This is a genomic window from Mesorhizobium sp., from assembly GCF_004962245.1.
Classification (GTDB): Bacteria; Pseudomonadota; Alphaproteobacteria; order Rhizobiales; family Rhizobiaceae; genus Mesorhizobium.
On sequence record NZ_SUHQ01000011.1, the window covers coordinates 112043 to 132650 of the forward strand.

21 protein-coding genes and 1 pseudogene are annotated in these 20608 nt (G+C 62.2%); 15 read left to right on the plus strand and 7 right to left on the minus strand.

Going from position 1 to position 20608, the window contains the following annotated elements; translation table 11 throughout:
- Nucleotides 1-47 precede the first annotated feature (47 nt).
- The 5 genes from E5X88_RS13905 (at nt 48) to E5X88_RS13925 (ending at nt 5625) form a co-directional block, all read left to right on the plus strand.
- Nucleotides 48-1598: a trimethylamine methyltransferase family protein gene (locus E5X88_RS13905; protein ID WP_292162083.1), complete on the plus strand. Its 1551-nt coding sequence runs from the start codon at nt 48-50 to the stop codon at nt 1596-1598.
- A gap of 42 nt (nt 1599-1640) precedes the next feature.
- Nucleotides 1641-3290, plus strand: a complete 1650-nt coding sequence (locus tag E5X88_RS13910) for an ABC transporter substrate-binding protein (protein WP_292162085.1) — start codon at nt 1641-1643, stop codon at nt 3288-3290.
- Between the two features lie 97 nt (nt 3291-3387).
- Nucleotides 3388-3867, plus strand: a complete 480-nt coding sequence (locus E5X88_RS13915; RefSeq protein ID WP_292162086.1) for a DUF3828 domain-containing protein — start codon at nt 3388-3390, stop codon at nt 3865-3867.
- Between the two features lie 4 nt (nt 3868-3871).
- On the plus strand, nt 3872-4429 hold the full coding sequence (locus tag E5X88_RS13920; protein ID WP_292162088.1) for a hypothetical protein: 558 nt from the start codon (nt 3872-3874) through the stop codon (nt 4427-4429).
- An 11-nt stretch (nt 4430-4440) separates the two neighbouring features.
- Entirely contained in the window at nt 4441-5625 is a 1185-nt protein-coding gene (locus tag E5X88_RS13925; protein WP_292162090.1) for a mandelate racemase/muconate lactonizing enzyme family protein, read from the plus strand.
- 29 nt (nt 5626-5654) lie between these two features.
- Here the strand turns inward: E5X88_RS13925 and queF are convergent, their stop codons facing one another.
- The gene (queF, locus tag E5X88_RS13930; RefSeq protein WP_292162092.1) at nt 5655-6116 is read right to left on the minus strand and encodes a preQ(1) synthase; all 462 of its coding nucleotides are present in this window, start codon (nt 6114-6116) and stop codon (nt 5655-5657) included.
- Nucleotides 6113-6238 (minus strand): hypothetical protein, encoded by a 126-nt coding sequence (locus E5X88_RS13935; protein WP_292162093.1) that lies wholly within the window; start codon nt 6236-6238, stop codon nt 6113-6115. The genes queF and E5X88_RS13935 overlap by 4 nt, the downstream gene beginning before the upstream one ends.
- Between E5X88_RS13935 and E5X88_RS13940 the strand changes: the two genes are divergently transcribed.
- The gene (locus E5X88_RS13940) at nt 6231-8276 is read left to right on the plus strand and encodes an NADH:flavin oxidoreductase (protein WP_292162094.1); all 2046 of its coding nucleotides are present in this window, start codon (nt 6231-6233) and stop codon (nt 8274-8276) included. The genes E5X88_RS13935 and E5X88_RS13940 overlap by 8 nt on opposite strands.
- A 141-nt stretch (nt 8277-8417) precedes the next feature.
- Here the strand turns inward: E5X88_RS13940 and E5X88_RS13945 are convergent, their stop codons facing one another.
- Entirely contained in the window at nt 8418-8825 is a 408-nt protein-coding gene (locus E5X88_RS13945) for a hypothetical protein (protein WP_292162096.1), read from the minus strand.
- A 116-nt stretch (nt 8826-8941) separates the two neighbouring features.
- Between E5X88_RS13945 and E5X88_RS13950 the strand changes: the two genes are divergently transcribed.
- The gene (locus E5X88_RS13950) at nt 8942-9370 is read left to right on the plus strand and encodes a MarR family winged helix-turn-helix transcriptional regulator (RefSeq protein WP_292162099.1); all 429 of its coding nucleotides are present in this window, start codon (nt 8942-8944) and stop codon (nt 9368-9370) included.
- Here E5X88_RS13950 and E5X88_RS13955 read toward each other — a convergent pair.
- Together E5X88_RS13955 and E5X88_RS13960 are read right to left on the minus strand one after the other, a co-directional pair.
- A complete protein-coding gene (locus tag E5X88_RS13955; RefSeq protein WP_292162100.1) occupies nt 9367-9714 on the minus strand; it encodes a polysaccharide deacetylase family protein in 348 nt (115 codons plus the stop codon). The two genes, E5X88_RS13950 and E5X88_RS13955, sit on opposite strands and share 4 nt — an antisense overlap.
- Before the next feature lie 28 nt (nt 9715-9742).
- A complete protein-coding gene (locus tag E5X88_RS13960) occupies nt 9743-11815 on the minus strand; it encodes an EAL domain-containing protein (RefSeq protein ID WP_292162102.1) in 2073 nt (690 codons plus the stop codon).
- Nucleotides 11816-12092: 277 nt separating this feature from the next.
- Here E5X88_RS13960 and E5X88_RS13965 point away from each other — a divergent pair, with 277 nt between their 5' ends.
- Nucleotides 12093-13280: a glycine C-acetyltransferase gene (locus tag E5X88_RS13965; protein ID WP_292162105.1), complete on the plus strand. Its 1188-nt coding sequence runs from the start codon at nt 12093-12095 to the stop codon at nt 13278-13280.
- A 52-nt stretch (nt 13281-13332) separates the two neighbouring features.
- Complete coding sequence (gene tdh / locus E5X88_RS13970; RefSeq protein ID WP_292162107.1) at nt 13333-14367, plus strand: L-threonine 3-dehydrogenase; 1035 nt, start codon at nt 13333-13335, stop codon at nt 14365-14367.
- A gap of 4 nt (nt 14368-14371) precedes the next feature.
- Here the strand turns inward: tdh and E5X88_RS13975 are convergent, their stop codons facing one another.
- Nucleotides 14372-14839, minus strand: coding sequence for a MarR family transcriptional regulator (locus E5X88_RS13975; protein WP_292162109.1), 468 nt, complete (start codon nt 14837-14839; stop codon nt 14372-14374).
- A gap of 122 nt (nt 14840-14961) precedes the next feature.
- Between E5X88_RS13975 and hmgA the strand changes: the two genes are divergently transcribed.
- From hmgA to E5X88_RS14005, 6 genes and pseudogenes are all read left to right on the plus strand, one after another.
- Nucleotides 14962-16275: a homogentisate 1,2-dioxygenase gene (gene hmgA, locus E5X88_RS13980; RefSeq protein WP_292162110.1), complete on the plus strand. Its 1314-nt coding sequence runs from the start codon at nt 14962-14964 to the stop codon at nt 16273-16275.
- Nucleotides 16272-17138, plus strand: coding sequence for an MBL fold metallo-hydrolase (locus E5X88_RS13985; protein WP_292162111.1), 867 nt, complete (start codon nt 16272-16274; stop codon nt 17136-17138). The genes hmgA and E5X88_RS13985 overlap by 4 nt, the downstream gene beginning before the upstream one ends.
- A gap of 97 nt (nt 17139-17235) precedes the next feature.
- On the plus strand, nt 17236-18249 hold the full coding sequence (locus E5X88_RS13990) for a fumarylacetoacetate hydrolase family protein (RefSeq protein ID WP_292162113.1): 1014 nt from the start codon (nt 17236-17238) through the stop codon (nt 18247-18249).
- 24 nt (nt 18250-18273) lie between these two features.
- Nucleotides 18274-18822 carry a DinB family protein gene (locus E5X88_RS13995; protein ID WP_292162114.1) on the plus strand — a complete coding sequence of 183 codons (549 nt, stop codon included), beginning with the start codon at nt 18274-18276 and terminating at the stop codon, nt 18820-18822.
- 53 nt (nt 18823-18875) lie between these two features.
- Nucleotides 18876-19132, plus strand: a pseudogene (locus E5X88_RS14000) (BrnT family toxin).
- Nucleotides 19119-19445: a BrnA antitoxin family protein gene (locus E5X88_RS14005; protein ID WP_292162116.1), complete on the plus strand. Its 327-nt coding sequence runs from the start codon at nt 19119-19121 to the stop codon at nt 19443-19445. Before E5X88_RS14000 ends, E5X88_RS14005 begins: the two are co-directional and overlap by 14 nt.
- 23 nt (nt 19446-19468) lie before the next feature.
- Here E5X88_RS14005 and hppD read toward each other — a convergent pair whose 3' ends face one another.
- Nucleotides 19469-20581, minus strand: a complete 1113-nt coding sequence (gene hppD, locus E5X88_RS14010; protein WP_292162118.1) for a 4-hydroxyphenylpyruvate dioxygenase — start codon at nt 20579-20581, stop codon at nt 19469-19471.
- Nucleotides 20582-20608 lie beyond the last annotated feature (27 nt).

Genomic DNA, 20608 nt, shown 5'->3' on the forward strand with positions numbered 1-20608 from the left:
ATATTTCGTCTCGCTAAATTGATTGTCTCTGGAAGGATGGAGTTGCCATGACCGCGCCGGCCGCCGAAGTGACCGAACACGCCAGCCGTCGGGCGGGTGGCCGCCTGGGGCGCAAGGCGCTGCGGGGAACGCCCATAGCGTCGTTTCCGACCCTGGTCCGTAAGATTCCGGTATATCAGATGGTCCCGGATGAGGCGGTGGAGCTGATCCACCAGGAGTCGCTCAGCATTCTCGAAGAGGTGGGATGCGAGTTCCGCGACGACGAGGCCATTGCAATGTGGAAGGCTGCGGGAGCCAATGTCTCGGACACAAGAGTCCGCATCGACCGCGCCCTCCTGATGGAGCTCGTATCGAAGGTCCCTTCGGAGTTCACGCTCAATGCGAGGAATCCGCAGCGTTCGGTGCGCGTCGGCGGAAACAACTCCATCTTCGTGCCGATGTACGGCGCGCCTTACGTGCGCGACCTCGACAACGTCAGGCGCTATGGCACGCTCGCCGACCTTCAGAATTTCCATAAGCTCGCCTACATGGCGCCGGCGCTGCACTCGTCGAGCTCGATCATCTGCGAGCCGATGGAAATTCCGGTGCCGAAGCGTCACCTCCACATCATCCATTCGGCGCTGAAGCACTCCGACAAGCCGTTCATGGGCATCGTGACGTCCAAGGATCGGGCCGAAGATACGATGGCGATGGCAGGCATCGTGTTCGGCGAGGACTATGTCCGCGACAACCCGGTGCTGGTGGCGATCACCAACTGCAATTCGCCACTGGTGTGGGATGCCACCATGCTGGACGCGATGAAGGTCTACGCGCGCCACAACCAGCCGCTGATTCTCGCGCCGTTCGCGCTGTGCGGCGCCTCGACTTCGGCCTCAGCCGTCGGCGCGGTCGCGCAGGTCAATGCGGAAGCGCTGGCGGGCGTTGCGTTCACGCAGCTCCTGCGTCCGGGTTCGCCGCAGATCTACGGACAGTTCATGGTGACGGTGGACATGAAGACCGGCGCTCCCATGGGCGGCACGCCGGAGGCCGCCCAGATGATGTATCTGATGGGAGCACTGGCGCGGAAATACCGATTGCCGTGGCGCACGTCGGGCTTCCATGTCGGGTCGAAGCTGAACGACGCCCAGGCCGGCTACGAGGCGAACATGCTGATGCATGCCGCCATTCTTGCCGGCGCCAACTATATCTGGCACTCCGCCGGATGGCTCGAGGCCGGCCTGACCTGCGGCTATTCGAAATTCGCGACGGACTGCGAACAGCTTGTCGGCTGGTACAAATACGCAGGCGGGCTCTCCTTCGACGATTTCAAGGACGCGATGGCGGCGATCCGCGAGGTAGGCCCCGCCGGCCATTTCCTCGGCACCCAACACACGCTCGAACATTTCGAGTCCGCCTTCTTCATGCCCAGCATCATGGACTTCAATTCGTACGAGCAGTGGAAGGCTGAAGGGGCAAAGGACCACGACACCCGCGGCCGCGAGAAAGCGCGCAACATGCTTGCGGACTATGAGGAGCCGAAGCTCGATGAGGGCATTGCCGAGGGTCTCGAAGATTTGATCGCGCGACGCGAGGAGAAGCTGCCGGACAGCGTTAGTTAATGCAACGGGCGAAGGCCTGACGGAACCATAAGGGAGGAAAAAATGGCACTCTTCAGAAGCAACGGCGATCGCGTGCCGAATGCTATCGAGGCGATGGCGCAAGAAGCCCGCTCAGGTCGTATGGACCGGCGCGAGTTCCTGGCGCTGGCAAGCGCCTTCGGTGCATCGACGGCCCTTGCCTATGGCATGATCGGTCTTGCCGTGCCGGAACGGGCCTTGGCCGAAGAGCCGAAGAAGGGCGGAACGCTGCGCGTTTCGATGTCGGTGAAGGCACAAAAGGACCCGCGCACTTACGACTGGGTGGAACTTGCGAACATCTCGCGCTGCTGGCTCGAGCCGCTTGTCCGCTATACGCGCGAATTCACATTCGAGCCCGTCTTGCTCGAAAGCTGGGACGTCAACGACGACGCCACCGAATACGTGCTGCACGTGCGCAAGGGCGTCACCTGGAACAATGGCGACGCTTTCAACGCCGATGACGTTGTCCACAATCTGACGCGCTGGTGCGAGAAGGGTGCCGCCGGCAATTCCATGGCCGCCCGTGTCGGCGCGCTGATCGATGAAAAAACCGGCAAGGCCAGGGATGGGGCGATCACCAAGGTCGACGACAGCACGGTCAAACTGACGCTGAACGAACCGGATATCTCGCTGATCCCGAACTTCACCGACTATCCCGCGCTCGTCGTCCACCGCAATTTCGATGCCGACGGCGCCGATCCGCTCGCCAAGCCGATCGGCACCGGACCTTTCGAACTTGTGTCTTATTCGGTCGGCCAGAATGCGGTCGTCAAACGCCGTGAGAACGGCAAGTGGTGGGGCGGTGAAGCACCGCTCGACAGTGTGGAATTCATCGACTACGGCACCGACTTCAACGCCTCGGTAAACGCATTCGAGTCCGGCGAGATCGACGTCAATTTCGAGACACCCGCCGACTTCATAGACATCCTTGACAAGATGGATCTGGTGAAATCGGAGGTCGCGACAGCGACGACGCTCGTTGCCCGGACCAACATCACGCACAAGCCCTACGACGACCAACGGGTCCGCAATGCGCTCCAGATGGCTGTCGACAACAAGGCGGTGCTCGAACTTGGCTACGCCGGGCGGGGGACCGTCGGTGAAAACCATCACGTCAGCCCGATCCATCCGGAATACTACCCGCTGCCCAAGAAGACACGTGACGCGGCGGGGGCCAAGAAGCTGATGACTGATGCCGGACAGGCCGACTTCGAGCATGAGCTGATCACCGTCGAGGACGATTGGCAAAAGAACACCGGCGACGCGATCGCCGGCCAGCTGCGCGATGCCGGTATCAAGGTGAAGCGCACGGTGCTGCCGGGGTCGACCTTCTGGAACGACTGGACGAAATACCCCTATTCCATGACCATCTGGTACATGCGCCCGCTCGGTGTTCAGGTGTTGGCGCTTGGCTATCGCACCGGCGAGGCCTGGAATGAGACGGCGTATTCGAATCCTGATTTTGACGCCAAGCTCAAGCAGGCCCTGTCGCTCGTCGACGTGGAGAAGCGACGCGAGGTCATGAAGGACGTCGAGCAGATCCTGCAGGATTCGGGCGTCATCATTCAGCCGTTCTGGCAGAAGCTGTACAGCCACATGGACAAGAAGGTGAAGAATTACGCTGTCCACCAGACTTTCGAGATGGATCTCCAGAACGTCTGGCTGGACGCCTGAGTTAACGCCCAAGGGGATTTCATGGGCAGCAAAAAGGCCGGGATGCAGGATTCGTGGTATTGAACGGTTCCCACCACGAAAGCCTGGAGATTATCGGATGAGACTGACTGTGCTTGCCGCCGCCCTCTCGATCGCCGCGCCCGTGGCCGCGTTTGCCGGGCCGGCTTCCAATGCGGTGAAGTTCTTCTACGTGCCCGAGGTCAAATTCGAGGCCGACGCGAAATACCGCGACCGTTTCACCGAACCGGTGACCAAGCTGTTCGCCCTCAACGACCAGGCGGCAAAGAATCTTCCGGATGAAGTTCCTTGCATCGACTTCGCCCCGGGCCTCGATGCGCAGGACTACGACGAGAAGACCGTAGCGAAGACGCTGAAGCTTGCTGAAACGCTGGATGGTGACAGCGCGGAAGTGACCGCGACGTTCAACCTTTTCCCGGAAGGCGATGATTCGAAACGCGAAATGGTCTGGTCGCTCAGGAAGATCGATGGCCAGTGGAAGATCGCCGACATCACCTCGAAAACCAGCGGGTGGACGTTGAGTGCGCTCGAATGCCTGGCTGGCCAGGCCCCGGAGTGATGCCATGGCCCGCTGCCGGCTCCTGGCCTTGGCGACTGTGTGCCTGCTGGCGGCGGGGTTGAGCCGCGCCGCTGCTCAGGGCCTGTTCGGGGCGCCGCCCGCAAGTGCGCCGGCCGACACCACGGCGCCTGCAACGCCGCCGGTCGCACCGCCGCCGGCCGATAGCGCGCCGGTGCAGCCGGGTTCGCCGACGGCGGTGGTGAGACCGTTCTACGAGCATGTCGGGCTCGAGCTCGATCCAGCTCAGCGCAGCCATTTCGCCGATCCGGCGAAGTCGGTGCTCGACAAGAGCGATGCGCTGCGCAAATCGGGGCAGGGCGAATGCCTCGATCCCAACATGGCGCTCGACAATGCGCAGTACGACAAGGCAGAAATCGACAGGAGCCTAAAGACGATCGAAGCGATCAATGGCGACGAGGCCAAGGTCGTCGCCGCCTTCGTCGCCGCCGGCAATCCGCACCGGCTGGAATGGAAATTCAAGAAGGTCGACGGCGACTGGAAGATATCGGACCTTCTGTCGGTGACCGGCGAATGGGCGCTCAGCCAATACCAGTGCGAGTGAGAAGGGAACCGATGAAGATCACCAACGTCCGCGTCACCCATGTCAACGTCCCACTGGACGCCCCGTTCTGGTGGACGGCCGGCCTCTACGGCGGCGCCTCGAAATCGATCGTCGAGGTCGAGACCGACGAAGGCGTGGTCGGACTGGGCGAGGCGCCGTGGTGGCATTTCGGCGAGGTGATCAAGGCCGAAATCGCGCCGGCGCTGATCGGCGCCGATCCGCTCGACATCGCCGAGTGCGAGGCGCGCTGCGTGCCGCCCTGGCAGATCACCGCCAATACCGGGGAAAATGCCGCCTCCGTGGCGTTCGGCGCCGTCGAACTGGCGCTGTGGGATATCAGGGGCAAGGTGTTCGGCATGCCGCTCTACAAGCTGCTCGGCGGCGCGGTGCGCAAGGACATCCCGTTTTCGGAATATTTCGCCTTTCGCCCCGCACAGGATGGATCAGGCGGCGAGATGACGCCTGAGGCGATCGTCGACTACTGCCTCAGGATGCGCGAGCAGCACGGCTCGACAATCTTCGAGGGCAAGCTGATCATGGGCGACCCTGAGCTCGAAATCAGGACCGTGCGCATGCTGCGCGAGGCGCTTGGCGACAAGGCGCAGATCAAGCTCGATTCCAATATGCAGTGGTCGCTGACCACGGCGCGCTGGGTGCTGCGCGAGATCGAGCCGTTCAACATCCGCAATTACGAGGATCCTGTCGCGACCTTCGAGGAGATGGCGGCGCTGCGCCAGCACTCGCGCATACCGTTTTCAACGCATATCCCGGATCTCAGACGGGCAGTCGCGCTCGGCGCCCCGGACTACTTCGTCTGCAATTTCGCGGCACTCGGCGGCTTGTCGAAGACCCTGAAATTCATCGCCGCCTGTGAGGCGATGGGCAAGGGGTTCTGGTGCTATTCGAACGACCTCGGCATCATGACGGCGGCCTATCTGCACGTCGTGGCGGCGACGCCGTGGATCACCGAGGCGTCGCAGTCGCTGTTTGCCTGGCAGATCGGCGATGTCGTCAAGGACGGGCCCTTCCGGCAGACCAGCAACACCGTGCGGGTCCCGGAGGGCAATGGACTGGGCGTCGAACTCGATCCTGCCGCGATGAAACGCTGGGCCGGGCATTTCGCCGAGCACGGGCCGATGGGCCATTTCAGCGACCCGAACAATCCCGGCCGCTACCGGCGGCTGCCGCTCAACTGATGCAACCTGTTTTTCGCAGCAACCCAAGCTTACCCGCGCCCGCGATAGGGCGCCACGCCGGTGTCGGGCAGCCAGGCGTCTTCCGGCGGAGCGCCGGTCTGCCAGAACACGTCGATCGGAATGCCGCCGCGCGGATACCAATAGCCGCCGATGCGCAACCACAAGGGTTTGGTCGCGGCGACAATGCGGCGGCCGATCATAACGGTGCACTCTTCATGGAAGGCGCCATGGTTGCGAAACGAGGTCATGAACAGCTTGAGCGACTTCGATTCCACCAGCAGCGTGTCAGGTGCGTAGTCGATGACGATATGGGCGAAGTCCGGCTGGCCGGTGACAGGGCAGAGCGAGGTGAATTCCGGGCAGGTGAAGCGAACGATGGCCGGCGGCCCGTCGCCGCGCGAAAATGGCACGGTTTCCAGGACCGCCGCTTCGGGGCTCTGTGGCGCCTCGACGTTGGTGCCGAGCTGGGTAAGGTTTTTCGTATCGGTCATGAGCGGGTTCCTTGCTGCATGTCGCCCAAAAAGCGCGCAGCGGTTTTGGATATCGGCATGCGTAAAAACAAAGATTTGCCGCTCATTAGCACAATTTGAAACAGCAGGAAGACGATGACCACGAACGATCCGCTTCTCCAGCCTTATCAGCTCAAACATCTGACGCTGAAGAATCGGGTCATGTCGACCAGCCACGAGCCGGCCTATTCCGAGGACGGCATGCCGAAGGAGCGCTACCGGCTCTACCACGCCGAAAAGGCCAAAGGCGGCATGGCCCTGACCATGACCGCCGGCTCGGCGATCGTCTCGCGCGACAGCCCGGCCGCCTTCGGCAATCTCCATGTCTATGACGACCGCATCGTGCCGTGGCTCGCCGAGCTCGCCGATGCCTGCCACGAGCATGACTGCAAGGTGATGATCCAGATCACCCATCTCGGCCGCCGTACCGGCTGGAACAAGGCCGACTGGCTGCCGGTGCTTTCGGCTTCGCCGGTGCGCGAGCCGGCGCACCGCGCCTTCCCCAAGACCATCGAGGACTGGGATATCGAGCGCATTGTCGCTGACTACGCCGCAGCTGCCCAGCGCTGCCAGGCCGCTGGGCTGGACGGTATCGAATTCGAGTCCTACGGCCATCTGATGGACGGTTTCTGGTCACCGGCCACCAATCAGCGGGACGACGAGTTCGGCGGCTCGCTCGACAACCGGCTGCGCTTTACCAACATGGTGCTTGATGCGGTGCGGGCGGCGGTCGGCGACAAATTCGTTGTCGGCATCCGCATGGTCGCCGACGAGGATTTCGAGAAGGGCCTGTCGAAAGAGGAAGGCGTCGAGATCGCCAGGAGGTTGGCCGGCTCCGGCAAGGTCGATTTCCTCAACATCATCCGCGGCTCGATCGAAACCGATGCTGCGTTGACCAAAGTCATTCCGGTGACCGGCATGCGCTCCTCGCCGCATCTCGATTTTGCCGGCGAGGTGAGGGCGGCAACAAAATTCCCGACCTTCCATGCGGCGCGCATTTCCGACGTCGCCACCGCCCGCCACGCCATCGCCACCGGCAAGCTCGACATGGTTGGCATGACCCGCGCCCACATCGCCGACCCGCATATCGTCCGCAAGGTGATGGAGGGCCGTGAGCACGAGATCCGCCCTTGCGTCGGCGCCACCTATTGCCTCGACCGCATCTATGAGGGCGGCGAGGCGCTGTGCATCCACAACGCGGCAACTGGCCGCGAGGCTGATATCCCGCATATCATCGCGAGGACCGAGGGACCAAAGCGAAACGTGGTCGTCGTCGGCGCCGGGGCCGGCGGTCTGGAGGCGGCGCGCGTCGCGGCCGAGCGCGGGCACCAGGTGACGGTGCTGGAAGCGGCGAGCCAGGCCGGCGGCCAGGTGCGGCTGGCGACACAAAACCCACGCCGCAAGGAACTGATCGGCATCATCGATTGGCGGCTGGCCGAGCTCGACCGGCTCGGCGTCGAGATCCGCTACGACACCTGGGCGGAGAAGGATGATATTCTGGCGCTGTCGCCCGATGTGGTGGTGATTGCCACCGGCGGCCTGCCGCAGAACCCGCCGCTGGCAGCGGGCGACAGCCTCGTCACGTCGAGCTGGGACATCATGGCCGGCAGCGCCAAGCCGGCCGACAACGTGCTGCTCTATGACGACAATGGCGGCCATCAAGGCATGGGCGCGGCCGAGTTGATCGCCAACAGCGGTGCGCGACTGGAGCTGGTCTCGCCAGAACGTTGCTTTGCTCCGGAAATGGGCGGCATGAACCACGTGCCCTATATGCGTGCTTTTCAGGAAAAGGGCGTCACCATAACCATCAACACGCGGCTTCGCTCGGTGCGGCGCGAGGGCAATCAGCTGGTTGCGGAGCTCGCCTCCGACTTTGCCGACGGCTGGCGCGGCGAGCGGCGGGTCGACCAGGTGGTGGTCGAGCACGGCACGCTGCCGCTCGACGATCTCTATCTGGCGCTGAAGCCCCTGTCGAAGAACGGCGGCGCGGTCAATTACGAACGGCTGGTCAATGGTGGCGACATTTTTCCGGCACGCGGTCCGCAGGCCGGTTTCGTCCTTTTCCGGATCGGCGATGCGGTGGCATCACGCAACATTCACGCCGCCATCTATGACGGCATCAGGTTCGGGTTGCGGATCTGAGGCGTGTCGATTGGTGGCGGGCAGACGAACCTCCGTACGGAGAGCCATCAGGCACGTCGGTCCGTCTGCGCGCCGCGCACGCCGTCGGCTCGTCGCCTGACACCGTACGATCTCTTGAACCGTGATTGCGGCAGGCCTCGCTCAAAACATCCTGGCGACGGCCATGCAGAACACCGTGATGACCAGCAGCCCGCCGGCGATGCGTTCGCCCCTTGTCATTTTCGCGCGCAGCTGGGTTTGCGTCGCTGCGTCAGCGCTGACCAACTGCCTGCTGGCGGAACCGACCAGCGCGCCCTGCACGCCGGCGGCGATCAGCGCCGTCACGATGCCGATGGCCAGGACCTTTTCCATCGAGCCGAAAAGGCCGTCGTGGAAGAAATACCAGAGCAGAATGCCGGTCAGGAAAACCAGGCCGGCCGCGCCCATTTGCGGCCGGAAAAACCGTTCGATTCGAATCTCCGGATCGCGGGCGACAGCGATGGTCGTACCGGCCCAGAATACACCGGCCAGGACGTGAAGGCCGAGGACGATGATGTAGACATATTGCATGACCGCATTTCCTCCTTTTCCCACCGCTGCTCATAAATTAGATATCAAATGATTAGATGTCAATGTATAGGTGCGAGCCAGTTCCATCGGGCTTTCCCTTGCTCTAGTGTCGGACCATGACGCCATTTGACCGCCCGCCAGTCGGGATGAATCTCGCGCGCACCGCAAAGCTTGTCGCGCAGGCCTTCGACGCCGCTTTGGTCGAAGCGGGCGGCACGCTGCCGGTCTGGGTCACCCTGTTGTCGATCAAGTCGCGCGAACTGGCCAACCAGCGCGAGCTCGCCGGCATGATCGGCATCCAGGGCGCGACGCTGACCCACCATCTGAACGCGATGGAGACGCAAGGCCTGCTGACCCGGCGCCGCGATCCCGTCAACCGCCGTGTTCATCAGGTCGAACTGACCGAGACCGGAGAGGCGCTGTTCCTGAAATTGCGGACGGCAGCACTTGCCTTCGACAAGCGGCTTCGGACCGGGTTACCTGACGAGAGGCTGGCGGAGTTCGCGGAAGTGCTTGCGACGCTGCGGGCGAATATCGAAGGCTAGCTGGCGCAGTCCGAATAGAAGTGCTGGTAGTGGTTGTAGGCGTGGCTGTAGCTGTGGTTGCCGATCGTCACCAGCGGCATCTTCCTTGCGCGCTGCACCAGTGCCTTGTTGAGCGCGCTCGCCTGCGCGTGCATGCCGACCATGAACAGGGTCGCCGGAACCTGCTCGGCCTCGAGAACATCGAGGAAGTTGCTGGTGCCGGTCAGCGGGCCGTCGTCGAAGGTGAGATAGATGGTGCGGTCCGCAGCACCTGCGGGGAAAGCCAGAAACAACACGATCAGCACGGCAAGGCGAAGCGGCGTCAGTATCAGGAATATCCGTTTCCGATCACGGCAGGCCGCCATTCCCGAGCAGGCTAGAAGGTTTGGTGCCCTACGCCAGGCTTCCCTGCAGCACCGTCAACCTGGCTTTCCTCGGCGCCCTCGCGACCAGCCATTCGCGTGCCTTGTCCTGCGGCATCGGGAAGGCGATCGAGTAGCCCTGCACCTGGTCGCAGCCGATCGCCATCAGCGAATCGAGCTCGGCCTCGGTTTCGGCGCCCTCGGCGACGATCGAGATGCCAAGGCCGCGGGCGAGTTCGGTGATGGCCCGCACGATCTTGCTGTTGTCGCCGTTCTCATTGATGTTCTGGACGAAGCGGCGATCGATCTTCAGCCGGTCGATCTCGTTCGGGTTGACGTGGCTGAGCGAGGCGTAGCCGGTGCCGAAATCGTCGAGTTCAAGATGGACGCCGGCGGAGCGGATGTGGCGCAGCTTAGCGGCGATGCCGGTCTTCTCGTCGTCGAGAATGACGGATTCGACGATTTCCAGCGACAGTTTTTCTGGCGGCAGGCCAGCCTTTTCCAGCGTATCGAAGAGGAAGGCGTCGAAATCGGACTCGCGCAGTTCGGTGCCGGACACGTTGACGGCGAGCCGTCCGAAGGCAATGCCGGCACTGTTCCATTCGGCCGCCTCGTTGATCGCCTTGGCGATGACGATGCGGCCGATCTCGGCCATGAGGCCGCATTTTTCGGCGACGGGAATGAACTCGCCCGGTGCGATCATACCGCGCTCGGCATGATTCCAGCGAACCAGCGCCTCGATGCCGCCGATCGTGCCGTCCGACAACGAGACCTGCGGCTGGAAATAGACCTGAAACGCCTTCTCCGAGATGGCGATCCTGATGTCATGCTCGAGCTGCTTGCGGTAATCGAGTTCGCGCCGCAACGCCTCGGAGAAGAACGAGAGACTGCCACCACCCACCTTCTTGGCGGAGTAGAGCGCAAGGTCGGCATGGACGAGCAGATCCTGCGCATTGTCGGCGTCGACCGGATAGACGGCGATGCCGGCGCTGGCGCCTGGGAGGATGGTCGTGCCGCGAAAGACGATCGGTTCGTTGATCTGCGTCAGGACCCGCCGGGCGACCATGTTGATGTCCTCGGTGCCGCCGGCACCGTTGAGGATCATCACGAACTCGTCGCCGCCAAGACGCACGCAGAGATCCGACGCCCGGCAGGAATCGCGCATGCGCTGCGCCGTCACCACCAGCACATAGTCGCCGGCGGCGTGGCCAAGCGTGTCATTGATCTGCTTGAACCGGTCGAGGTCGAGCTGGACCGCCGCAAGCCGCTCTCGCCGACGCCGCGCTCCCTTGATCAGCGTGTCGAAATGATCAGTCAGGAAGGTGCGGTTATGCAGGCCGGTAAGGCCATCATGCGCCGCGATGAACGCCATGGAATTGCGCGCATCGACCAGTTCATGCGTCTTGCGCAGAATGGCTTTCGACATCGGCCGGAAGATGAAAAGTGCCACCAGCACGATGACGCCGATGGTGGTGTAGAACAGCGTTCGATGCAGATCGAGAAGTCTTTCCGATCGTGCGTCGGCACGGGCGCTGATGCGCTGGCCAAGCGCCGCATAGCCCGACAGGGTCGCATTGGCGATCGAAGCGTCGAGGTTGACGCGTTCGCCGCCGCCCTTGTAGCCGCCATTACCGGCTATGCCGAGTTGCGATTCAAACGCCGAGACCAGGCGTTCGCCGTTGGCGATAAGTCCGACCGAGAAGTAATCGAGATGAAACGGCTTTGCGAAAAGTACGCTCTCGACTGATTTTGGATCGAACCTTGCCGGTGATGCCGGGTCGGCGACGACCCGCTCGAGCAGAAGATCGTAGTTCCTCTCGAACTCTGCCGTTGCCTGTTTGAATGCGGTGACCAGAGCCGGTTGTTGGTCGCGCGACGCAGAACCTGCCGCGTTGGCAAGGAAGACAATGCGTTGCGACAGCGCCTTTTGCGTGCTGACGATATTGAGCAGCGCATCGCCGTGCCGTTGGGCAGCCATCATCTGCTGGAGAAGGATGAAGGAGGCCATCACCATGGCGGCGATGATCAGCAGCGCCAGCCAATAGCCGGCCTTGATCAACAGTATGAGCCTGCCCGAAATAGTTTGCACCGGTTCCTGCGACATTTTCTGGGGCGGTCCCTCTCGCCGACAGATTGTTGGGTGTGAGAACCATTGGCTTGAAAGTGTTAACAGGTCTGGAAACCGACAGGCGGGCGACAGCGGCAACGGTGGAAAGCTCGCGAAATGGTTATCGCGTTCTTTCGCACCGCGTCTGCATTTGAACATCCGTCATTCGCGGCATTTTGGCCACTGGCCGTCGCGCCACCGAAGCGGTCGCTTTTGCGGTGGATTTTTGGCGCGCGCGGGGCGACAGTCCATTCAATCTCAACAGGGCCTGATCATGAGCGCGGCATTCCTCTCCCATATCGACAGCGAGCTTCAAGGACTTAAATCGGCCGGCCTCTACAAATCCGAGCGGGTGATCACCTCGACGCAGTCGGCTGAGATCGAGGTGGGCGGCCAGAAGGTGCTGAATTTCTGCGCCAACAACTATCTTGGTCTCGCCGACAGCGCCGAATTGCGCGATGCGGCCAAACAGGCGCTCGACCGCTATGGTTATGGCATGGCGTCGGTGCGTTTCATCTGCGGCACGCAGGAAGAGCACAAGCAACTCGAGGCCACGATTTCCGGCTTCCTCGGCATGGAGGACACGATCCTCTATAGTTCCTGCTTCGATGCCAATGGCGGCCTGTTCGAGACGCTGCTCGGCGAGGAGGATGCGGTCATCTCCGACGCATTGAACCACGCCTCGATTATCGATGGCGTGCGGCTGTCGAAGGCGAAACGCTTCCGCTACGCCAACAACGACATGGCCGATCTGGAAGAGCGGCTGAAGGAGGCGATGGGTTGCCGTTTCCGGCTGATCGCCACCGACGGTGTCTTTTCCATGGATGGCATCATCGCCAATCTGAAAGGCATTTGCGATCTCGCCGAGACGTACGATGCGATGGTGATGGTCGACGACAGCCATGCGGTCGGCTTCGTCGGCAAGAACGGCCGCGGCTCGGCCGAGCATTGCGGTGTCGAGGGCAGGGTGGACATCATCACCGGCACGCTCGGCAAGGCATTGGGCGGTGCGTCCGGCGGCTACACATCGGGCAAGAGCCAGGTGGTCGACTGGCTGCGGCAGCGCTCGCGGCCCTATTTGTTTTCCAACACGCTGATGCCGGCCATCGCCGGCGCCTCGATCCGGGTGTTTGAACTGATCAAAGAGGGCGACGGATTGCGCAAGAGGCTCTACGACAATGCCACGCGCTTCCGGTCTGAGATGGGTAAGCTCGGCTTTACGCTGGCCGGAGCCGATCATCCGATCATCCCGGTGATGCTGGGCGACGCTTCGCTCGCGCAGGAGATGGCAGCGCGCATGCTGAAGCGCGGCATCTATGTCATCGGCTTCTCGTTTCCGGTGGTGCCGAAGGGCCAGGCGCGCATCCGCACGCAAATGTCGGCCGCCCATTCCGGCGCCGACATCGACCGCGCGGTCGAGGCGTTCGGAGCGGTCGGGCGCGAACTTGGTGTGATTTCCTGAACAACCGGAACCGAAAAACGATTCCGGATCAAGAGATTCAAGGGATAAAAGAATGTCGAACATGATGAAGGCGCTGGTCAAAGCCAAGGCCGAGCCCGGCATCTGGATGGAAGAAGTGCCGGTGCCGGAAATCGGCCCGAACGACGTTCTGATCAAGATCAGGAAGACCGCGATCTGTGGCACCGACGTCCACATCTACAATTGGGACCAGTGGGCGCAGAAGACAGTGCCGGTGCCGATGGTGACCGGCCATGAGTTCGTCGGCACGGTCGCCGATTTCGGCGCGGCGGTGACCGAGTACAAGGTCGGCCAGCGCGTCTCGGGCGAGGGTCACATCGTCTGCGGCCACTGTCGCAACTGCCGGGCGGGCAGGGGGCATCTGTGTCGCAACACGCTTGGCGTCGGTGTCAACCGGCCGGGCGCCTTCGGCGAATATCTGGCGATCCCGCAGCACAATGTCGTGCCGATCCCGGACGACGTGCCGGACGAGATCGCCGCGATCTTCGATCCCTTGGGCAATGCGGTGCACACCGCATTGTCTTTTGATTTGGTCGGTGAGGACGTGCTGGTCACCGGCGCCGGACCGATCGGCATCATGGGTGCGCTGGTGGCGCAGTGCGTCGGCGCGCGAAAAGTGGTCATCACCGACATCAACCCGGTGCGGCTGGCGCTGGCAAAAAAACTCGGCGTCCGGCATGTGGTCGACGCGTCGAAGGAAAAGCTGCGCGACGTGATGCCGGCGCTCGGCATGACCGAAGGTTTTGACATCGGCCTCGAAATGTCGGGTGCCGCGCCCGCTTTCCGCGACATGATCGACGCTATGAACAATGGCGGCAAGATCGCCATTCTGGGCATCGCGCCCACCGGCTTCGAGATCGACTGGAACAAGGTTATCTTCAAGATGCTGCATCTCAAGGGCATCTACGGTCGTGAGATGTTCGAGACCTGGTACAAGATGATCGCGCTGGTGCAGGGCCCGCTCGATGTGACCGGCCTGATCACCCACCGCATCGGCATCGACGACTATATTTCCGGCTTCGAGGCGATGAAGAGCGGCAATTCGGGCAAGGTGGTGATGGACTGGTGAGCGCCTAATCCTTGCCCAGAGCTTTCTTGAGTGCAACCAGTCCGTTTGTGATCGCGGTGCGCTCGCCAGCGCTGAGTTTTGCCAGCAATTCCCGCTCGAACGCCTTTGCCAGCGGCACCATTTCGCGATAGGCGGCAAGGCCCGCTCCGGTCAGCGTCAGATGCTCGATGCGGCGGTCTTTTCTATCCGGTGCGCGAGTCAGCCAGCGCCGCCGCTCGAGCTCGGCGACGGCGCGTGAAACCTTGGTCTTGTGCATCGCCGATTGTTCGCCGAGCGCGCTCGCGGTCATGGTGCCGTATTGGCCGAGCCCAGCCAGTGTGCGCCATTCCGGGCGGGTGAGGCCGTGCCGGTCCTTGTATATCCCCGAGAATTCGCGGCTGACCGCATCGGCGAGCCGGTAGAGCCGATAGGGCAGGAAGCTTTCGAGTTCGAGGATTTCCGGTTCGCCAGAGGTCTCGCGCCTGGTTGCCATTTTTCGCAATCGCCATTGATGGTTACATTTTCAATGGTTACAAATGAAACCAGTTTGGTCAATCCAGAGCGCCGCGCGTCCTCGTGGGCGCGAAGGCTGCTCTGGGGATTCGGGAGGACACCATGGTCTTTTCCTACATGCCGGGGTTCGGCAACGACTTCGAGACCGAGACGCTGTCCGGTTCGCTGCCGCAGGGACGGAACTCGCCACAGCGGCCGGCCTACGGTCTCTACGCCGAGCAGCTTTCGGGCTCGCCCTTTACCGCGCCGCGCGGCACCAATGAGCGCTCCTGGCTCTATCGCATCAGGCCGAGCGTCAGGCACACGGGCCGCTTCAAAGCGGCGAGCTATCCCTTGTGGAAGAGCGCGCCCAATGTCGGCGATCATGAACTGGCGCTCGGGCAATATCGCTGGAATCCGGTGCCGATGCCGAAGGAGCCTACCGACTTCATCGCCGGCATGCGCTCGATCACCACCGCCGGCGACGTGCTTGGCCAGACCGGCATGGCCACCCATGTCTATGTCGCCAACCGCTCGATGGTTGACGATCATTTCTTCAACGCCGATGGCGAGTTGCTGGTTGTGCCGCAGGTCGGAGCCTTGCGCTTCGTCACCGAGATGGGCGTCATCGAATTGCGGCCGGGTGAGATCGGGGTGCTGCCGCGCGGCCTCGTCTTCAAGGTCGAATTGATCGACAACGAGGTGCGCGGCTATGTCTGCGAGAACTACGGCGCCAAGCTGACGCTGCCGGATCGTGGCCCGATCGGCGCCAATTGCCTGGCCAATCCGCGCGATTTCAAGACGCCATGCGCCTGGTTCGAGGAGAAGGAGACACCTTGCCGGCTGATCGTGAAATGGTGCGGCCAGTTTCATGTCACCGAACTCGGCCATTCGCCGCTGGATGTGGTGGCGTGGCACGGCAATTATTCGCCCTATAAATATGATCTTGCGACCTTTTCGCCGGTCGGTGCACTGTTGTTCGACCACCCCGACCCGTCGATCTTCACGGTACTGACCGCGCCGAGCGGCGAGGAGGGCACCGCCAACATCGACTTCGTCATCTTCCCGCCGCGTTGGCTGGTGGCGGAAAACACCTTCCGCCCGCCCTGGTACCACCGTAACATCATGAGCGAGTTCATGGGCCTGATCCACGGCCAGTACGACGCCAAGGAGGAGGGGTTCGTTCCCGGCGGCATCAGCCTGCACAATCTGATGCTGGCCCACGGACCTGACGCGTCTGGCTTCGAAAAAGCCTCGCGCGCCGACCTGAAACCGGTCAAGCTCGACAACACCATGGCCTTCATGTTCGAGACGCGATTCCCGCAAATGCTGACCCGTTACGCCGCCGAGCTCGAAACCCGGCAGGACAACTACATAGATTGCTGGGCCGATCTAAAGAAGCGCTTCAACGGCACGCCCGAGGGCGACTGGTCTTGAGCGCCGATCCAACGCGGGATCGGCTGGTGCTTCTGGGCTCGAAGGGCGGCCCGGCGCTCCGGCCTGGCGGGCCGTGGCCGAGCTCGTCGCTGCTGCGGATCGGCGGCCGCAACATCGTCGTCGATTGCGGGCTTGGCGTGACGCGCGGGCTGGCCGACACCGGCATCAGCCTGAAGGCACTGGACCTGGTCTTCATCACGCATCTGCATTCCGACCATGTGCTGGAACTCGGTCCGCTGATCCACACCGCCTGGACGGCGGGTCTGGCGGCACCGGTCACCGTGTTCGGCCCGCCCGGCACCGGCTACTACTGGCAGCGTTTTTGCCAGGCGATGGAATTCGACATCGAGATACGCATCGTCGACGAAGGCCGGCCTGATATCAAAGATATGGTTTCGATCGTCGAGTTCGGCGAAGGCCGGGTGATGGAGGAGCACGGCCTGAAGGTTTCAGCGCTGCGCGTCGACCATCCGCCGGTGACCGACTGCTTTGCGCTGCGCTTCGAGCATGCCGGACAAAGCGTCGTGTTCTCCGCCGATACCACATTCTTTCCGCTACTAGCCGATTTTGCCAAAGGCGCCGACATCCTCGTCCATGAAGCCATGTTGGAAGAAGGCATCGAGCGGCTCGTCGCGAAAACCGGCAACGGCGCGCGGCTGAGGGAACATCTGCTCGCCAGCCATAGTCTTGCCGGGGAGGCGGGGCGTATCGCCACCGAGGCGAGGGTCGGGAGGCTGGTGCTCAACCACCTCATTCCGGCCGACGATGCCGAGATTGGCGAGGCCGACTGGATTGCCGCGGTCAGGAAAACATGGACCGGTGACTTGACGATCGCCCGCGACGGCCTTGTTGTGGGGCTGTAGCATGATCCCGAAAAAGTGGGAGCCGGTTTTCGGAAGAGATCATGCGTAAAACAAAGATTCAAAGCGGCACCAAAGCCGCATCAGGAGAGGAAACCGCATGAAGCTTGCCACATTGAAGGACGGGACGCGCGATGGGAAACTCGTCGTCGTCTCGCGCGACCTGACGCGGTTCACCGATGCCTCGTTCCTGGTACGGACGCTGCAGGCAGCACTCGATGACTGGAGCCGGATCGCGCCGCATCTCGCGACAATAGCGGAATCGCTGGAGAACAATGCGGTGCCGTCTGCGCGCTTTCACGAGCATGAGGCCCATTCGCCGCTGCCGCGCGCCTACCAATGGGCGGACGGCTCGGCCTATGTGAACCATGTCGAACTGGTGCGGAAGGCGCGCGGCGCCGAGATGCCGGCAAGCTTCTGGACCGATCCGCTGATCTATCAGGGCGGCTCGGACGCCTTCATCGCGCCGCGTGACCCGATCCGGGCGGCTGACGAGGCTTTTGGCGTCGACATGGAGGCGGAGGTCGCCGTCATTGTCGACGATGTGCCGATGGGGGCAAGCCTCGACGACGCGCGGGCCGCGATCCGGCTGGTCATGCTGGTCAACGACGTCACGCTGCGCTCCCTCACGGCGCCAGAGCTTGCCAAGGGTTTCGGCTTCTTCCAATCGAAGCCGTCCTCGGCTTTTTCGCCCGTCGCGGTGACACCGGACGAACTGGGCGAGGCCTGGGATGGCGGCAAGGTCAGCCTGCCGCTGCTGGTCGATCTCAACGGCAAGCCGTTCGGCCGGGCGAACGCCGGCATCGACATGACCTTCGATTTTCCGGCGCTGATCGCGCATGCCGCCAGGACACGGCCGCTGGCCGCCGGCACGATCATCGGTTCGGGCACGGTCTCCAACAAGCTCGACGGCGGCCCGGGCAAGTCTTTCGCGGCGGGCGGTGCCGGCTATTCCTGCATTGCCGAATTGCGCATGATCGAGACGATCGAAGCCGGGGCGCCGAAAACGCCATTCCTGCGCTTTGGCGATACGGTGCGCATCGAGATGAAGGACAAGGCCGGACATTCGATTTTTGGTGCGATCGAGCAGAAGGTCGAAGAATACGCCAGATAAAGATGCAGGGGGAGTTCGAAAAGGATGAACCTACTCGATCATTTCTGCCGCATGGCGCGCAACAATCTCTGGTCGAACGACCGGCTCTATCGCGCCGTGCTGCAGCTTAAGCCCGGTGAATTCGAGGCCGAGCGAACCAGCTTCTTTCCCTCGATCAAGGCAACGCTCAATCACATCCTGGCGGTCGATTATCTCTATCTCGATTTTCTCGAAGAGGGCGGCGTCGGTGCCGCGGCCCATGACGATTTCGTGCCGTTCGACCAACCGCAGGCGCTGTTTGCCGCCCAGGTTGCGGCCGACCGGCGGCTGATCGCCTTTTGCCACCGCCTGACGGCGGACGATCTCGACCGCCGAGTCGTCACCGACAGGCGCGAGGATGGCATGATCCCGGAGCGCATTGGTGACCTGCTCGCCCACCTCTTCATCCACGACATCCATCATCGCGGGCAGGTGCACGCCATGCTGTCGGGCACGTCGGTGAAACCGCCGCAGCTCGACGAGTTTTTCCTCGACTACGACCTGAAGCTGAGGCAGGCCGACGTCGAGAGATTGGCGATTGGTGGCGGCAATTAATTATTGTAGTTACGAAAATTATTGACTTAATTATTGTAGGTACATAAATTTCGATGAAGATCGTCTGGGACGAACCGAAACGGTTGGCCAACATCGAAAAACACGGGTTGGATTTTGCCGCGCTGGATGACGAATTTTTCCTTACGTCAACGATCCGGGTGGCCAAAGTTGGTCGTCTCATGGCAATTGGTCGGATGATTGATGGGTCGTTGCCGTGATCTTTGCCCGACTCGGCTCCGAGGGCATCTCGATAATTTCGATGCGCCCAGCCAACCAGGCGGAAAGGAGATTGTTCGATGGCAAAACCTAAGCTGAACATTACAAAGCCTGACAGAGAGTTTCAGCCAGGCAAGGGTTTTACCGAAGAAGATTGGGATGCCGTTTCGGACAATCCCGAATGGACCGAGGAGGACTTCAGAAATGCCCGCCCCTTCGCTGAAGTCTTCCCGGACCTTGCAGAGAGCATTCGCCGTTCGCGCGGCCGGCCGGCGCTCGACAATCCGAAGAAGCAGGTGACGCTCCGGCTCGATAGTGACGTGGTCGCCCGCTTTCGCGCCGGCGGACCCGGCTGGCAGAGCCGGATCAACGACATCCTGCGCAAGGCGGCTGGCCTCGCCAAATAGACTCCTGCGGGCCGTGCTGCGGTCTATTCCGCCGCTTGCACCTTCAGCACGCCGCGTCTGATCTGATCTTGCTCGATCGATTCGAACAGGGCGCGGAAATTGCCCTCGCCAAAACCTTCGTCGCCCTTCCTCTGAATGAATTCGAAGAAGATCGGGCCGATCACGGTTTTTGAAAAGATCTGCAGCAGGATCTTGGTGGTGCCGCCGTCGACCACGCCCTCGCCGTCGATCAGGATGCCGTGTTTCTTCATCCGCTCGATCGGCTCATCATGGCCGTGCACCCGGTCATAGGACATGTCGTAATAGGTATCGGGCGGGCCGGGCATGAACTTCAGCCCGTTGGCGGCCAGTCTGTCGGTGGCGCCGTAGATCTCGTCCGTGCCGACGGCGATGTGCTGGATGCCTTCGCCGTTGTACTTCTTCAGATATTCGGCGATCTGGCTGGTCTCGTCCTTGGACTCGTTGAGCGGGATGCGGATTTTGCCGCAGGGCGAGGTGATGGCGCGGCTGACCAGCCCGGTGATCTTGCCGTCGATGTCGAAGAAATGGATTTGCTTGAAGCCGAACAGATCGCGATAGAAATCCCACCATTTGTCCATGTTGCCGCGGTAGACATTGTGGGTGAGGTGGTCGAGATAGTAGAAACCGACGCCTTCCGGTTTCGGGTCGCGCGCGCCCCGCCAGTCGAACTCGGCATCGTAGGCCGAGCCCTTCTCGCCGTAGACCTCGATGAAGTAGAGCAGCGAGCCGCCGATGCCGACGATTGCCGGCACATCGAGCGCCTTGTCGGTGCCTTCGTAGGGTGTGGCGCCCTTGGCGACGGCATGATCGAACGCATGCTTGGCATCGACCACCCGCCAGGCCATCGAGGCCGCGCAGGGGCCGTGCTTGTCGACGAATTTCATTGCATGCGAGCCGGGCTCGGCATTGACGATATAGCTGATGTCGCCCTGCCGCCAGACGGTGATGTTCTTGGTGCGATGCTTGGCCACCGGCACATAACCCATGCGGGTGAAAAGCTCGGCGAGCTTTTCCGGCTCGGGATGGGCGAACTCGACGAACTCGAAGCCATCGGTGCCGGCAGGGTTGGCCTTGCTGATCTTTGCGGGCGGTGCGTCGTGCGGGAAGGGACCCATGGCAGTGTCCTCCAAAGCTGTTGTTGG

Excerpts from the sequence above, each read along its gene's own strand:
- E5X88_RS13950 (WP_292162099.1), top strand. The coding sequence starts at position 8,942 with ATGACGCCATTTGACCGCCCGCCAGTCGGGATGAATCTCGCGCGCACC.
- queF (WP_292162092.1), bottom strand. The coding sequence starts at position 6,116 with ATGACCGATACGAAAAACCTTACCCAGCTCGGCACCAACGTCGAGGCG.
- E5X88_RS13960 (WP_292162102.1), bottom strand. The coding sequence starts at position 11,815 with ATGTCGCAGGAACCGGTGCAAACTATTTCGGGCAGGCTCATACTGTTG.
- E5X88_RS13915 (WP_292162086.1), top strand. The coding sequence starts at position 3,388 with ATGAGACTGACTGTGCTTGCCGCCGCCCTCTCGATCGCCGCGCCCGTG.
- E5X88_RS13995 (WP_292162114.1), top strand. The coding sequence starts at position 18,274 with ATGAACCTACTCGATCATTTCTGCCGCATGGCGCGCAACAATCTCTGG.
- E5X88_RS13920 (WP_292162088.1), top strand. The coding sequence starts at position 3,872 with ATGGCCCGCTGCCGGCTCCTGGCCTTGGCGACTGTGTGCCTGCTGGCG.
- E5X88_RS13925 (WP_292162090.1), top strand. The coding sequence starts at position 4,441 with ATGAAGATCACCAACGTCCGCGTCACCCATGTCAACGTCCCACTGGAC.
- E5X88_RS13965 (WP_292162105.1), top strand. The coding sequence starts at position 12,093 with ATGAGCGCGGCATTCCTCTCCCATATCGACAGCGAGCTTCAAGGACTT.
- E5X88_RS13955 (WP_292162100.1), bottom strand. The coding sequence starts at position 9,714 with ATGGCGGCCTGCCGTGATCGGAAACGGATATTCCTGATACTGACGCCG.
- E5X88_RS13940 (WP_292162094.1), top strand. The coding sequence starts at position 6,231 with ATGACCACGAACGATCCGCTTCTCCAGCCTTATCAGCTCAAACATCTG.
- hmgA (WP_292162110.1), top strand. The coding sequence starts at position 14,962 with ATGGTCTTTTCCTACATGCCGGGGTTCGGCAACGACTTCGAGACCGAG.
- E5X88_RS13975 (WP_292162109.1), bottom strand. The coding sequence starts at position 14,839 with ATGGCAACCAGGCGCGAGACCTCTGGCGAACCGGAAATCCTCGAACTC.
- E5X88_RS13905 (WP_292162083.1), top strand. The coding sequence starts at position 48 with ATGACCGCGCCGGCCGCCGAAGTGACCGAACACGCCAGCCGTCGGGCG.
- E5X88_RS13910 (WP_292162085.1), top strand. The coding sequence starts at position 1,641 with ATGGCACTCTTCAGAAGCAACGGCGATCGCGTGCCGAATGCTATCGAG.
- tdh (WP_292162107.1), top strand. The coding sequence starts at position 13,333 with ATGTCGAACATGATGAAGGCGCTGGTCAAAGCCAAGGCCGAGCCCGGC.
- hppD (WP_292162118.1), bottom strand. The coding sequence starts at position 20,581 with ATGGGTCCCTTCCCGCACGACGCACCGCCCGCAAAGATCAGCAAGGCC.
- E5X88_RS14005 (WP_292162116.1), top strand. The coding sequence starts at position 19,119 with ATGGCAAAACCTAAGCTGAACATTACAAAGCCTGACAGAGAGTTTCAG.
- E5X88_RS13990 (WP_292162113.1), top strand. The coding sequence starts at position 17,236 with ATGAAGCTTGCCACATTGAAGGACGGGACGCGCGATGGGAAACTCGTC.
- E5X88_RS13945 (WP_292162096.1), bottom strand. The coding sequence starts at position 8,825 with ATGCAATATGTCTACATCATCGTCCTCGGCCTTCACGTCCTGGCCGGT.